Source organism: Nocardia sp. NPDC004415, assembly GCF_053602435.1.
Map to the genome: position 1 here is coordinate 139,658 of NZ_JBSGDP010000001.1, position 13,575 is coordinate 153,232.

Annotated in this window: 10 protein-coding genes and 4 tRNA genes; 7 read left to right on the forward strand and 7 right to left on the reverse strand. The window is 70.5% G+C overall.

Going from position 1 to position 13,575, the window contains the following annotated elements; genetic code table 11:
* Nucleotides 1-3 precede the first annotated feature (3 nt).
* Nucleotides 4-810 carry a tyrosine-protein phosphatase gene (locus ACWEMY_RS00710; protein WP_452388289.1) on the forward strand — a complete coding sequence of 269 codons (807 nt, stop codon included), beginning with the start codon at nucleotides 4-6 and terminating at the stop codon, nucleotides 808-810.
* A gap of 3 nt (nucleotides 811-813) precedes the next feature.
* Here the strand turns inward: ACWEMY_RS00710 and ACWEMY_RS00715 are convergent, their stop codons facing one another.
* Nucleotides 814-1,353, reverse strand: a complete 540-nt coding sequence (locus tag ACWEMY_RS00715; protein WP_452388290.1) for an N-acetyltransferase family protein — start codon at nucleotides 1,351-1,353, stop codon at nucleotides 814-816.
* Between the two features lie 37 nt (nucleotides 1,354-1,390).
* On the opposite strand from ACWEMY_RS00715, the gene ACWEMY_RS00720 reads away from it, so the two are divergent.
* The gene (locus ACWEMY_RS00720) at nucleotides 1,391-2,899 is read left to right on the forward strand and encodes a flavin-containing monooxygenase (protein ID WP_452388291.1); all 1,509 of its coding nucleotides are present in this window, start codon (nucleotides 1,391-1,393) and stop codon (nucleotides 2,897-2,899) included.
* 68 nt (nucleotides 2,900-2,967) lie between these two features.
* Nucleotides 2,968-3,933, forward strand: coding sequence for a LysR family transcriptional regulator (locus tag ACWEMY_RS00725; protein WP_452388292.1), 966 nt, complete (start codon nucleotides 2,968-2,970; stop codon nucleotides 3,931-3,933).
* Here ACWEMY_RS00725 and ACWEMY_RS00730 read toward each other — a convergent pair.
* Nucleotides 3,930-6,779: a hypothetical protein gene (locus ACWEMY_RS00730; RefSeq protein WP_452388293.1), complete on the reverse strand. Its 2,850-nt coding sequence runs from the start codon at nucleotides 6,777-6,779 to the stop codon at nucleotides 3,930-3,932. The genes ACWEMY_RS00725 and ACWEMY_RS00730 overlap by 4 nt on opposite strands.
* A 460-nt stretch (nucleotides 6,780-7,239) precedes the next feature.
* Between ACWEMY_RS00730 and ACWEMY_RS00735 the strand changes: the two genes are divergently transcribed.
* Nucleotides 7,240-8,193: a hypothetical protein gene (locus ACWEMY_RS00735; RefSeq protein WP_375928945.1), complete on the forward strand. Its 954-nt coding sequence runs from the start codon at nucleotides 7,240-7,242 to the stop codon at nucleotides 8,191-8,193.
* Here ACWEMY_RS00735 and ACWEMY_RS00740 read toward each other — a convergent pair.
* The 5 genes from ACWEMY_RS00740 to ACWEMY_RS00760 form a co-directional block, all read right to left on the reverse strand.
* On the reverse strand, nucleotides 8,159-9,346 hold the full coding sequence (locus ACWEMY_RS00740; RefSeq protein WP_452388294.1) for a hypothetical protein: 1,188 nt from the start codon (nucleotides 9,344-9,346) through the stop codon (nucleotides 8,159-8,161). The genes ACWEMY_RS00735 and ACWEMY_RS00740 overlap by 35 nt on opposite strands.
* 58 nt (nucleotides 9,347-9,404) lie before the next feature.
* On the reverse strand, nucleotides 9,405-10,478 hold the full coding sequence (mraY, locus tag ACWEMY_RS00745) for a phospho-N-acetylmuramoyl-pentapeptide-transferase (protein ID WP_375928941.1): 1,074 nt from the start codon (nucleotides 10,476-10,478) through the stop codon (nucleotides 9,405-9,407).
* Nucleotides 10,479-10,683: 205 nt separating this feature from the next.
* Nucleotides 10,684-10,758, reverse strand: a tRNA-Val gene (locus ACWEMY_RS00750).
* A gap of 1 nt (nucleotide 10,759) precedes the next feature.
* Nucleotides 10,760-10,830 (reverse strand) — tRNA-Cys (locus ACWEMY_RS00755).
* Nucleotides 10,831-10,870: 40 nt separating this feature from the next.
* Nucleotides 10,871-10,943, reverse strand: a tRNA-Gly gene (locus ACWEMY_RS00760).
* 426 nt (nucleotides 10,944-11,369) lie between these two features.
* On the opposite strand from ACWEMY_RS00760, the gene ACWEMY_RS00765 reads away from it, so the two are divergent.
* The 3 genes from ACWEMY_RS00765 (at nucleotide 11,370) to ACWEMY_RS00775 (ending at nucleotide 13,553) form a co-directional block, all read left to right on the forward strand.
* A tRNA-Val gene (locus tag ACWEMY_RS00765) sits at nucleotides 11,370-11,441 on the forward strand.
* Between the two features lie 376 nt (nucleotides 11,442-11,817).
* A complete protein-coding gene (locus ACWEMY_RS00770; protein WP_452388295.1) occupies nucleotides 11,818-12,924 on the forward strand; it encodes a ThiF family adenylyltransferase in 1,107 nt (368 codons plus the stop codon).
* Complete coding sequence (locus ACWEMY_RS00775; protein ID WP_375928937.1) at nucleotides 12,921-13,553, forward strand: GNAT family N-acetyltransferase; 633 nt, start codon at nucleotides 12,921-12,923, stop codon at nucleotides 13,551-13,553. The genes ACWEMY_RS00770 and ACWEMY_RS00775 overlap by 4 nt, the downstream gene beginning before the upstream one ends.
* The last annotated feature ends 22 nt before the right edge of the window (nucleotides 13,554-13,575 follow it).

Below are 13,575 nucleotides of genomic sequence, written 5' to 3' on the forward strand. Positions count from 1 at the left end.
GGCATGCTGACAGTGCCCCGAGTTCGTGCCGTGCGTGCGAGCCTGTCCGTCGCGACCGCCGTGGCCCTGCTCGTCGGCCCGGCCGCCGGGCAGGTGCTCGCCGCGCCCGCACCGGCCGAGGAGAACACCGCCGCCGTCCGGTTGCTCGGGCTCTCCGGCGTGCCCAATGCCAGGGACGCGGGCGGCTATCGCACCGTCGACGGCCGGTGGGTGCGCACCGGGCTGGTCTTCCGCTCCGGCGCGCTGGACAAGGCCACCCCGGACGATCTGGCGCGGCTCACCGCGCTGGGCGTCACCGTCGTCGACGACCTGCGCACCGGCTACGAACGCTCGCTGGCCCCCGACAAGCTGCCCGTGGGCGCGACCGGGCACTCCTACGACGTCATCGGCCAGGCACCGCCACTGATCCTGGCGGGCGCCCTGTTCGGTGGGGAGGGCATGTACCGGGCCTTCATCACCGCGCCCGGCGCCGACGAGGCGTTCGCGGCGGTCCTGCGCGGCATAATCGCCGCCGAGGGCGGGGTGCTCTACCACTGCAGCGCGGGCAAGGACCGCACCGGCTGGACCTCGGCGGTGCTGCTGAGTCTGCTCGGCGTGGACCGCGCGACCGTCACCGCCGACTTCCTGCTGTCCAACACCTACCGCAACGCCGTCCCCGGTGACCCGCTCAACGGCGTGCAGGGCGAATGGCTCGACGCGGCCTTCGACCAGGTGAACCGGTCCTACGGCAGCTTCGACGCCTACGTGCGCGACGGCCTCGGCCTGACCCCGTCCGAGATCACCGCGCTGCGTACGAAACTGCTCGCCTGAGGCTCAGAGCTCACGTTCGAAGACGAAATCGTCGTGCAGCTGCTTGCCGACGAGGAAGGTCTTGGTACCCACCCGGGTGAAACCGTGCTTGGCGTAGAACTTCTGCGCGCGCTCGTTGGCCTGGTTGACCCCCAGCCACAGCGCCTGCGCGCCCGCCTCGCGCGCGACCGCGACCACCGCCGTCATCAGCGCCGCGGCCACCCCGCTGCCGTGATGGCCGGGCAGCACGTACATCTTGCTCACTTCCACCACCGTGCCGGGACGGACCAGCGCGTCCACCTCCGGATCGGCCGGGCGTCCGGCGACGAGCATCGCGTAGCCGACGATCTCGTCACCCTCGACCGCCTTGAGCACCGTCCGGTCCGGATCCGAGAGGTATTCGCCGAAGCGCTCGCCGGAGAGCACCTGCTCGAGGAAGATCTCGATGTCGCCCGGGCTGGCCTCCGGCGGGCAGGCCAGCGGAAAGGTCGCCGCGGCCACGTCACTGAGCGCTTCGGCGTCCCAGAGCCCGGCCCGATCGACGACGACGGAACTGTTGGTCATCAATCCAGTACAGCACGGGTCGAGTAATCTCTCGGCCATGACGAGCGGTAGCCGCATCGGGATCGTCGGTGCGGGAGTGGCGGGTTTGGCCTGCGCGAAGGTTTTGAGCCAGGCGGGTTTCCCGGTCGAGGTCTACGACCGGGCGCCCGATGTCGGCGGTGTGTGGAGCGCCACACGCCGCTATCCGGGGCTGAGCGCGCACAACAGCAAGTACACCGGTCAGTTCAGCGACCACCCCATGCCGGAGGACTATCCGCGCTGGCCCGACGCCCAGCAGATGCAGGCCTATCTGGCCGGGTACGCGCAGCATTTCGGGCTGTCCGACGCCTTACGCCTGGGCACCCAGGTGGTGGCGGCCGACCCGGTCGACAGCGGCTGGCTGCTCGAGATCCGCGACCGCGACGGTGTGCACCACACCTCCTGCGATCACCTGATCGTCGCCAACGGCGTGCACAGCGACCCGGTGCTGCCCACGCTCCCCGGTGAGGCCGCCTTCCGCGCCGCCGGGGGACAGCTGGGCCACGTCTCGCAGTTCCGTGACGCCGAGCAGGCGCGCGACCGGTCGGTGGTCGTCATCGGGTACGGCAAGTCGGCCTGGGACGTCGCCGAGGCCGTCAGCCACTTCGCCGACGAGACCACCGTGGTGGCGCGCAGGCTCACCTGGAAGATGCCGCGCACCTTCGGCGCGGGCATCGACTACGAACGCCTGCTGCTGACCCGGGCGGGCGAGGCACACTTCCGCTCCCGCCTCCCGCACCGGGCCGAACGCCTGCTCGACCGGCTCGCCCTGCGCCAGACCAATATGGACCTGCTGCAGGAGCGGGTCATCCGCAAGCTGCGGCTGCGCGAGCTGGGCCTCGAGCCCGAGGGCTCGATCACCGACATCGCCACCAGCAGCGCGAGCCTGGCCACCGAGGGCTTCATCGACCAGGTCGAGGCGGGCCGCATCCAGGTCTGCCGCGACACCGAGGTCACCGAACTCATCGGCGGTCAGCACGGCCCCGCGGTCCGCCTCGCCGACGGCAGCGTGCGGCTGGCCGAGCTCGTCGTCTGCGCGACCGGCTACAAGCAGGAGGTGCCCTTCCTCACCCCCTTCGTGCGGCGCGCGCTCACCGACGACGCGGGCGACTTCCGGCTCTTCCGCAACATCCTGCCCGTGGACGTCCCGAACCTGACCTTCGCCGGCTACAACAGCTCGAACCTGAGCGCGCTGGGAGCCGAGGTCGGCGCGCACTGGATCGCCGGCCTGCTCACCGGCAAATTCGTGCCGCCCATGCCGGAGCTGATGAACTCCGAGATCGACGAGCAGCTGGCCTGGTCACGCGAGCGCACCGACGGCAGGCACGCGCACGGCGCCTCGGTGAGCCCGTTCTCGCTGGCGGCCATCGACGAGATGCTCGAGGACCTGGGCCGGACACTGCCGTGGAGCACCCGGGTGGGCCAGTGGCTGCGCCCGGCGCGGCCCGCGTCCTACCGGGGTGTGCTGCGCGGTCCGGTCGTCCCCGTGGCCGCGGCGCCCGCGCCGGCCGCGGTCACCGAGGGATAGCGCCCGACACGCCGGTTCGTGGTCGCGCAACGCCGCGAGGCGATACCGGCAATGGTGATAATCCTCGCGTGGATGCGCTGGATCTGAACCTGTTGCTCGCGCTGGACGCGCTGCTCGACACCAACAGCGTGACCGAGGCCGCCCGCCGGCTGCAGACCTCCACCTCGGCGATGAGCCGCACCCTGACCCGGTTGCGGGCCGTGCTCGACGACCCGCTGCTGGTGCGTTCCGGCCGGGCCCTGGTGCCCACACCGCGCGCGCTGGAGCTGCGCCACGATGTCGCGCACCTGGTCGAGCAGGCACGCGCGTTGCTCACCGCGCGCGAGGGCGGCGGGCCGGGCAGGCACCGCGACTTCGTCGTCCGGGTGGGGGACGCGGTGGCGGCGCGGCTGTCCGGGCCGCTGCTGGCCGCGGTGCGGGCCGAACTGCCCGGCGCGAGTGTGCGGTTCCTGGCCGCCGATCCCGCCGACGGGTCCGTCGCACTGCGGGACGGGCGCGTCGACGTCGAGGTCGGCATGCTCGGGCGCACCGACCCGGAAACAGTGGTGCAGCGCCTGTTCGCCGATCGCTGGATCGGTGTGGCCGCCGCGCGTCACCCGTTCGCCGCCACCCGACCCACCGTCGCCGCCTACGCCTCCGCGCTGCACCTGGAGGTCTCGGCGACCGGCCGCACCCACAGCCCGATCGACGACCGCCTGGCCCTGCACGGCCGCACCCGGCGGGTGATCGCGACCGTGCCCGATCTGTCCACCGCGCTGTTCACCGTCACCACGACCGAACTGGTCTGTCCCGCACCGGAACTGCTGACCGCACCCGCCTGCGCGGCACTGGGCGCGGCCGTGTTCGACATCCCGCTGCCACTGCCCGACCCCGTCGTGGCCATGGCCTGGCATCCGCGCAATACCGCCGACGCGGGCCACCGCGCGCTGCGCGAGCTCATCGCCGAGGTCCTCGCTACGCGCGCACCCACCGTCGAATTGGTCGCGCCGCCGGTCGAACTCGTCGCCGCGCGCGCCGAACCGGCCTCGGCCTAACTCTCGGGCGTCGGCGGCCCGAACACGTCCCGCCGCCCCGGCGGCAGCCCCGCCGACCGCTTCAGCTCGTCGAGCATGGCCTGCAGCTTGTCCACGTGCGCCCGTTCGATGTCGAACGCGCGGAACGTACCCGTCACCGTGATCCCCGCCGCGTCGGTGGCCGTGGGCGGCGCCGGATCGGTGGGCGCGGTGAGATCGCGATCCTTGGGCAGGCCGATGGTGGGCGGGTCGTATTCCACCGGCGGCGTGGTGAGCTCGGGGGCCGGGCTCGGGTTCGTCGGGGGAGTAGGCGCGTTCTGTTGTCCGGCGCCGTCGCCCGCGCCGGTGGACGTTGCCGTCGATACGTCCTGGAGCGGCGCGAGCCGAGCGGGAGGATTCGCGGCGGGGGAGCTCACCGATGCGTCGGCCGCCGCCGCGTTGGTCGGCTGGGGCGTGATCAGCCGCTGCGCGCCGGTGCCCGGTTCGTCGGGAAGGGCGGCGAAGGGAGCCGTCGAATCCGGGGCCTGGGTGCCGGACGGCTCGGGCGCCGGGTGCCGGTTCGGTGCCGCGTCGAGCCGGCCCGGTACCTCCGTCGCGGTGAGTGGCGTGGTCAGGCGGTCGCGCGGTGTGAAGTCATCGAAGAGAGAATCGGCACGACGCGCCGAATCGGTGGTGAAGCCATTGCGCACGTGCCCATTTCGCGGCGCGACCGGTTCCGTGGTGGCGGTCTCCTCGGCGAAGGACCAATGGAACCCGTTGGCGGTGCCGCCATGATCGGAGTGCTCACTACGATCCCCGGCGGTCAACCCGGCGGCCCGCGGGTCCCCCGCGATGGGGCCGACACCATCGCGAGTGTCCGCCGAGAAATCGCCGCTGGTCTCGAGCGCACCCGTCGTCGCCGATTCGTCCCGGGTGAACGCGGTGTCCGTCGGGTCCGGGACAGCCGACCGATCCGGGCTGACGGAACGGTCCAGGCCATTGGAATGGGCCGGGCCATCGGCACGAGCCGGGTCCGCGGAGCGGGCCGGGCTGTCGGCACGAACCCGGCTGTCGGAACTGGCCGGGTTGTCGGAGCGATTCAGCCCGTCGGTAGGGGCCAGGCTGTCGGAACTGCTCGACCCCTCGGAACGAGCCGAGCCGCGGGAACCGGCCAGGCTGTCGGAATGAGCCTGGCCGCGGGAATGAGCCAGCCCATCCGTACGGGCCAAGCTGTCGGAACCGGCCGCGCTGTTGGAACCGGCTGGGCTGTTGGAACCGGCTGGGCTGTTGGAACCGGCCGGGCTGTTGGAATGAGTCGGGCCGCTGGAATGAGCCAGCCCGTCGGTAAGGGTCGGGCTGTCGGAGCGGGCCAGGCTGTTGGAACCGGCAGGGCTGTCGGAATGAGCCGGTACGTCCGAACGAGCCGGGTCCTCGGTACGGGCCGGGCTGTCGGTGAGCCGGCTTGCGGGTCGCGCGCGTTCGACGCCGGCGGGGGGAGTCGATCGTGCGACTTCCGGAGCGGTTGCCGAAAGATGCTCGTCCGCAGAGGTCTCAGGCATTCGACCAGCGCCGATCACGCCGCCGACCACGACGCTGTGTGCACCCGCACCCGTACCCGCGATCGCCGGTTCCTCGACCGAGCTAACGCGGTGTCTCTCGCGGCCCGACGACTGATCGTCGGCCATCTCGCCGGGCTGGCCTTCGCCCATGGTGGCTTGTCCGCCGACCTCATCCTGACGTCGCTCGTCGGCAGTCCCTCGCTGTCCGGCTGCGGCGCCGCTCCGGTCCCCGTCATCGGCCGGTCGCCGATCGGCCCCCGCATCCGGGGTCCGGGTGCTGCTGAGCGCGGAGAACGACACGGCCCGCTCGGGAACCTCGGACCCCGACGGCACGGCAGACTCGGGCCCGGCGTGCCGAGAAGCAGACGCCCCGGGCGCAGGAGACCCGTGCGAGGCGCTGTGCCCCACCGACTGACCGGAACCGGGCTCCGAAAGACGCTGGGGTGCCGAGCGTTCGGTTGTTCCGGTATCGGTGCGAGCCGAGGCATCGACATCCTGCCGCGCGACTTCCTGTCCTCGTGTCGGCGCACCGATCCCCGCGGCCACTCCACCGGCTCTCCCGGCTTCGGCCGACGCGTCCTCCACGTCGTTGCCCGGACGTCGCGTCCCGGCATCGGAATCGATTCCGCCGGCGGCGAATCCGTTCGTCGCGGGAGCAGAGCGCCCGGTGTCGCCTCGGCGATCCTCGGCGGTGGACCCCGCAGACGTGCCGCGCTGCGACCCGGACTGATCGAGCGACACACCGTTCCGTCGGCCGGTCCCCGTGGCGGACAGCTCATCACCGCCGGTGCCCGCAGGGGAGTGTCCGGCGCGGGTGGTCGACTCTTCGACCGGTATTGCGGCACTGTGCCTTTCGTCCGCCTCCGTGGAGAGGTCGGTGCCGCGGTCGACGGTGACCACCGCGACCCCGCCGGGCATGTGCGCCGCGCGGGGCACGGGGGTGACGGTGATCGGCCAGGTAGGATCGCCCAGGTGGTCGGTCGCGGTGGGGCGCAGGGCGGACTGCCTGCGTTCCAGTGGCGGCCGCGCGCCGTCGATATTGCGGAAGGGGTGCGGCGCAGGCGGTTCGGGTGCGACGGCTTCGGCCGCCCGCTCCGCGGCTTCGGCGGCCTCGCGCACCTCGCGGCGACTGGGGGTGGTGCGGGCGGGACCGCGGGGTCCCGGCTCGGGATCGCCGCCGTCAAGCGCGTCCAGCCGGGAACTCAACCGCGAAATGTCCTGTGACGCATGGAAAGCCCACGATTCCAGCCTGCGGATGCGGATCTGGTCGGGAACATCGTCGTCGCCGGGGAAGGGCGGAACCTCCTGCTGGACACGGGCGGCGACCACATCGAGCTTCTCGCTGACCTCACGCAGCGCCGCGGCGATACTCGCCAGCATCGACCCGATGGTTTCGTCGTGCTCCGCGTGGTTCATGCACACCCTACTTCCCGTGGTAGGCGAGCGGGCCCGCCTCGGCCGCAGCGATCATATCCACCGCTGCCGCCGCGTGCGTCGTCGTGCTGGCCTGGCCCGCCGATCGGGGACACGCCGACGCGTTTCCGGATCGGGAGGAAAAGGACACGCAACAGGCCCGGTCTGTGTATCGAAATGATCAAGATCTCGGGGACGTTCTGCGACGTCGGCACAATGAAATAGCTTGATATGCAGGTCGTGTCGTGTGTGTGATCTCGCTCACCGATCGATGACGCACCCGAGCGCGGGTCAAGGGGGCTGGCGGCGTGTCGGTCGCTGCGGGAACCTGGTGTCCAGGGCGCGGGCGAGATGCCCTTGGTGAGGGAGTGATGGTGTGAGGACGACGCGGCGCAGCGACACCCAGGTGGTGTGTGGACGACGAGCTCTGCTCGACGAGCTCGGTATCTCCGAGGGTGGTCGTCGTGCGGCTCCCGAACGAACCGGCTACGGGTGCGGCTGTCCCGAATGCGCGGCCGCGCAATGGAACACCCAGCGACTCGAGCACTGGATCTGCGGCAGGCTCACCGCCGCGGGCGCCGACGAGGCCGAAGTGGACACCCTGGTCGGCGACATCCCCGTCGACATCTACTGGCGGCGTGGCGAGCGCCGCTGCGTGGTCGAGGTGCACAGCGGGCCCCTCGACATCACCGCCGCGCGCGAACACCGGAAACGCCTGCAGGCGGCTGGAATCGACGACGTGCTGTGGGTCTGCCCGCAGGGCTACTGGGTGCCGCTGGTCCCCGCGGTCGGCGTCACCGACTTCGCTCCCGCGGCCGCGGACTACCGCATCGACCAGGGCATGCTGACCGCGGGGGAGTCGGGCTTCGCCGCTCCCGTGCAGGCGAGCACGGAATTGCGTGACTTCCTCGAGGGCTGGGTGGCCGGCGAGATCGAGTGGGGCCATCGGGATCTGACGACAGGAGGGTGGGCCGAGGTGGGCACCTGGGAACGGCATACCGCGGCACAGGCCGCGATGATCGAGCATCAGCGCCGCGAGCTGCGCGATCAGCGGGTGGAGCTGGCGGTCTCCCGCCAGACTGTGCGCGACAAGCAGAAGCTGGTGACGCGGCTGCACAACCGGATCGACCGCGCGGGGGTGAACGCCGACGCCGAGGCCATCACCCTGGCCGGGGTGCGCAGCGAACTGCTCGCCCAGCAGCGCATCGCCGCCGGTCTGCGCGCGACGATCGGGCGGATGGATCGCACGATCAATCAGTGGCAGTGGCTCACCTGCTGCGCGATGCTGCTGGTGGTCACGCTTTTGGCCGGGGCGATGGTGGTGCGCTGAGCCGCAGCGGCATCCGGTCCCACTGCCAGTCGTTGCGCAGCACCAGCCCGGCCAGGTCGAGCAGGTCCAGGCCGGTGTCGGCGCACAGCGCGGCCAGCGCGGCCCGGTCGTAGGGTGCCTGGGCCAGATCCTCGCCGACGCGCTGTTCGACCGCCGGGTCGATGGGGCGTGCGCGTAATCGGTCGGGGCCGAGCGCGCTGCCGGTCCAGGGCAGCCAGCCCCAGCCGTGCTCGTGCGCGTAGGCGCGGGCGAGGTCGCTCTCGATCCGGTTGTGGTGGAAGGCGATCCGGCCCAGCGGCACCACATCGACGAGCACGGCGCGACCGTCGGTGAGCCGCGCCGCGACCGCCGGGTAGTGCTCGTGGTCCGCGCCGTCGAAGCGATAGCTCAGCGCCACCGGTTCCTCCTGGAACGCGGCGACGGCGGGCGCAGCGTCGAGGGTGCGCAGCAGGCGGGCGGTGAGCGCGGAATCGTAGGCCACCTCGCGGCCTGCCTTGGCCAGATAGAAGCGGCCGCGGCCGTCGTCGTCACGGTCGATGGCGCGCGCCGACGCGGTGGGCAGGGGCGCGGGCGAACCGGTGGGCCACTGGATTCCGGCGAGGAGCGCGTCGAGGTCGTCGGTGTCGTCGGCGGGGGAGTGGAGCTTGGCCAGGATGCTGGCGGTCTTCTTCTGCCAGCCCAGAATTCGCTGCATCACATAGCCCGCGACCCGTTTGGCGTCGGCCTGGTCGTGCCCGGCCAGGCGCAGCTTCAGATACGACCATTCCATGGCCACCAGGTCGGTGTCGGTGGCGTAGGTCTCGGCGAGCAGCGCGTGCGTCAGCCGCAGATCGCCCGCCTCGCGCGGATAGCGGTGGGCGAACACCGCCGCCGAGCGGTGTCCCGAGCGGGCCGCTTCCCGCACGATCTGCCCGATCGCCTTGGCGTAGAGCTGGCGGACCCGGTCGCGTGCCAGGTCGTAGCGGGCGCCGATGCGGGTGAGGGTCTCCGGGCGCCTGCCGCCGATTCCCAGACGCAGCGCCACGATCCGCGCGTCGCGGGCCGCGCGCTCGGCATGGTCGACGAGCAGCTCACCGACCAGTTCGTCGAGCTCTTCCAGCTCGAACGAGACCTCGGTGGCGATATCGTGGCCGACCTCGCTCGCGGTGCTCACCGTGCAACCTCCTCGCTCGCCTCGGGTCAGCGTAGCGGGGGACACCGACAGCTCCGGGTCAGAGCGCGGTGAGGTACTCGCTGTAGAACAGGCACAGGCCGGTCGCCGACGCGATGCCCGCCAGCACCCAGAACCGGATGATCACCGCCGTCTCCGGCCAGTTGTTGAGCTCGAAATGATGGTGGAACGGGGCCATCCGGAACAGCCGGGTGTGGGTGGTCCGGAAGACCACGATCTGCAGCACCACCGACATGATCTCGGCGACGAACAGCGCCCCGAGAACCACCGCGAGCAGTTCGGTGTGGCTGGTGATCGAGAGCCCGGCGAGCAGTCCACCCAGGCCGAGGGAACCGGTGTCGCCCATGAAGATCTTCGCCGGAGCGGCGTTCCACCAGAGGAAGCCGATGCACGCGGCGGCACCCGCGGCGCTGACCATCGCCAGGTCGAGCGGGTCGCGCACGGTGTAGCAGGCGCGGCCGGGGCTGATCTCGCAGGAGTTGTCGTACTGCCACAGCGTGATCACCACGTAGGCGCCGAGGGTCAGGCTCATCGAGCCCGCGGCCAGGCCGTCGAGGCCGTCGGTGATGTTCACCGCGTTCGACCAGGCCACCACCAGCAGCACGATGAACGCGACGAAGAACAGCGACGTGAAGGAGATGGTGCTGATGTCGCGCACATACGAAAGGTTGCGGCTGGCCGGGGTGAGCCCGGTGGCGCCGGGGAAGCGCAGCACGAGGATCGCGAACACCACCGCGGCGCCGATCTGGCCGATGTACTTGCCCGCCGCGGTGAGACCGAGGTTGCGGTGCTTGCGCAGTTTGATCGAGTCGTCGAGGAACCCGACGATGCCGAGGGCCGAGGCCAGCAGCAGCACCAGGATGCCCGACGCGCTGGGCCCGGAGGCACCCCACAGCATCCCGATCAGGTGCGACCCGAGATATCCGGCCCACACACCCGCACCGATCGCCAGCCCACCCATCGTCGGGGTGCCGCGTTTGGTGTGGTGGCTGGCCGGCCCGTCGATCCGGATCTCCTGCCCGAACCCACGCCGCGCGAACACCCGGATCAGCACCGGGGTGAGCGTGATGGTCACGACCAGTGCGATCCCCGCCGCCAACAGGATCTGCCTCAAATACTCGCCCCTCCACGTGGCCGGTCCGCGTCACCCGACCCTCCCGGCGACGCCGAGTGCCGATCCTAGGGGAGCCACCAGCACCGTGCCCGCAGAGTGACCTGCGTTACAGGCCGGTCGCCCAGCCGGGATCACCCGGTGGCTGACCAGGATGTTCGCGGGTGAAACGCAAGTAGGGCCCCGGCGGAAACCGGGGCCCTACTTGTGGTGCGCGATACTGGGATTGAACCAGTGACCTCTTCCGTGTCAGGGAAGCGCTCTCCCGCTGAGCTAATCGCGCGAGGTGGAGACGGGAATCGAACCCGTGTGCACGGCTTTGCAGGCCGTTGCCTCACCACTCGGCCACTCCACCGCGCAAAGGAGGATTGGCAAGATGCCTAACCTACCTCTCGAGCGGATGACGGGATTCGAACCCGCGACCCTCACCTTGGCAAGGTGATGCGCTACCAGCTGCGCTACATCCGCATTCACACTTCCGGAGGCTGTCGGCCTGGCGGCTTCGCTGTCCTCCGTGGTGCGATGAGAACATTAGCCGACGTTCGACGCAGACTACAAATCGCCTGGTAGACGGGCATGAATGCGAATTACACGGGTGTCGTTCAGGTCGGGGTGGGGAGGTGTTCACCGGCCTGTGGGCGCCAGATGCGCTCGCTCGGCCCTCGCGTGGTTCGGATCGCGCCCAGGCGATCGACATCGAGAGACGTGGATATGCGCATCACGATATGTGTGTGCCTCGAGTGGGGATGGAGTTGGGAGCGATCGGCGCGGACGAAAGAACGGCTGAGGATCCCGAACCCCCCGTTCACGAGGCGATTTGGTGTCATGCCGGTGCACCGTGCTAATGTTCCATCTCGTTCGAGAGGCCCACTACGGCCACTCGAACGAAGGTCGGGTCCCATAGCTCAGCGGGAGAGCGTCCGCCTCACACGCGGAAGGTCGCTGGTTCGAAACCAGCTGGGACCACGCACAATGGCTGCCCGGACATGGTTCACATGTCCGGGCAGCCATTTTTCGTCGGCCGGTTCCGGCACTCCCCGGTATTGCTTGCGGGGGCATTGCGAGATGGGGAATCGGCGTCGGAGCTGGTCGCCTCCTGTCGCCGATGCGATTGTTCATAGCCCCAGTTCGGCTCCTGTTCCGCCGCGCCATGCCGGTGGACCGGAGATCGATTTGCTGAAAGTGTGCTGACGGTATCCTGTGCGCGTCCTGGACGACAGAGGCGGGCGGGCGGCCGTTCGCCTCGCGAGGTTTGGAGGTTCGCGCACACATGGTCCCGTATCGCTCGGTTCCGCGGCCGGCGGTTCTCTCGCCCGGTGTTGCACCCACGGAATTCCGTCCCGTGCTCCTGGATGCCTCGAGCCGGGAAGGGCGGCGTGATCTGGAAGCGCTGGTGGCCTCGGGTGCGGTCGGCGCGGTGCACGACACGATCGAGGATCAGCTCGACGAGCTGATCCGCAGCGAGGACCCCGCCGTCGCGCACTCGACGGATTCGCGGGCCGCGGCGCGACGGCGGATCTGTGGCGCGACCCCGCTGTGGCAGTGGGGGACGTGGGTGTTCACTCCGTGGAACGGCCGGCTGACGCATGTGCTGCCCCGCGAGGAATTCCAGCGGGTGCGCACCGACCGCAATCGCAACAAGATCGACCGGGCCCAGCAGCGAGATCTGCGTGCCCGGCGGATCGGGGTGGTCGGGCTGTCGGTGGGCAGCAGTGCCGCGGTGACGCTGGCCATGGAAGGGGTCGGCGGATCGTTCCGGTTGGCCGACTTCGACACCGTGGGGCTGTCGAATCTGAACCGGCTGCGGGCCGGGATCGGTGATCTGGGGGTGGCCAAAGCGGTGCTGGCGGCGCGTCAGATGTTCGAGATCGACCCCTATCTCGACATCGAGGTGTGCGCGGACGGGCTGACCGAGGAGACGATCGGGCCGTTCTTCGACGGAATCGACGGCACCGAGCCGCTGGATCTGCTGGTGGAGGAGTGCGACACGGTGTGGGCGAAGGTCGCCGCCCGCGAGTACGCGCGCGACCGGGGGATACCGGTCCTGATGGACACCAACGACCGCGGTCTGCTGGATGTGGAGCGGTTCGATCTCGAACCCCATCGCCCCCTGCTCCACGGCCGCACCGGTGGCTCGACCTCGGCCGATGTCGCGAGAATGGACCGGGGCGAGCAGTTGTCGTTGCTGCTGACCATGGTCGACGAACCGCGGCTGAGCCCGGTGATGCGGGACGCGATCGGCGAGATGGGACGGAGCCTGTCCTCCTGGCCGCAACTCGCCTCCGGGGTGATGCTCGGCGGTGCGCTGGTGGCGGACACGGCCCGGCGGATCCTGCTCGGCGAGCTGATCCCGTCGGGGCGCACCTATATCGACCTCGACGAACTGATCCCCGCGATAGGACAGCAGCGCACTGCGGAATTCGCGCGGGTGATGGAGGCGGCCCGTTGACGGTCGACCTGCGCGATGTGGAACTGACCGGCACGCGCCTGCGGCTGCGGGACCTGCGGGCCGGCGATCTGGACGTCTACCAGCGGATCTTCACCGACCCGCGCCTCACCCGGTACATGGGCACCGACAGCATGGGCGTCCAGGCCGCCACCGCCTCGTTCGACGCGTCCCTGCGCGCGCGGGGCGAGAGCCCGCGGCGCAAGTACACGCTGGCCATCACCGCACCGGACGACGACACCATGGTCGGCACCATCGGCCTGCTGGTCGAGGACTACGGCAGCAACGCGATGATCGGCGGTCTGGTCGTGGTCCCGGAAGGGGCGCTGCGCGCGGGCGGGATCGAGGCGGGGCGACTGGTGGCGGCCTTCGCCTTCGGGCCGCTCGGGATCCATCGGGTGTGGGCGGGGCACCGCCACGATCATCCGGTGATGGACACGGTGATGTCGGGAGTGGGCTTGACGCCGGAGGCCCGGTTGCGGCAGCTCTACCGCACGCAGGGCCGGTGGCACGATGTGTGCACCTATGCGGCGCTGCGACCGGAATGGGCTGCTACGGCGACCGCCGCAGAACGTCGCATCCTCGCGTTGCGGCCCACCGCGGCAAGGGAATCCGCCACCGCGGGCCGGTGAAGCCGTCGGGTGACCCTGACGA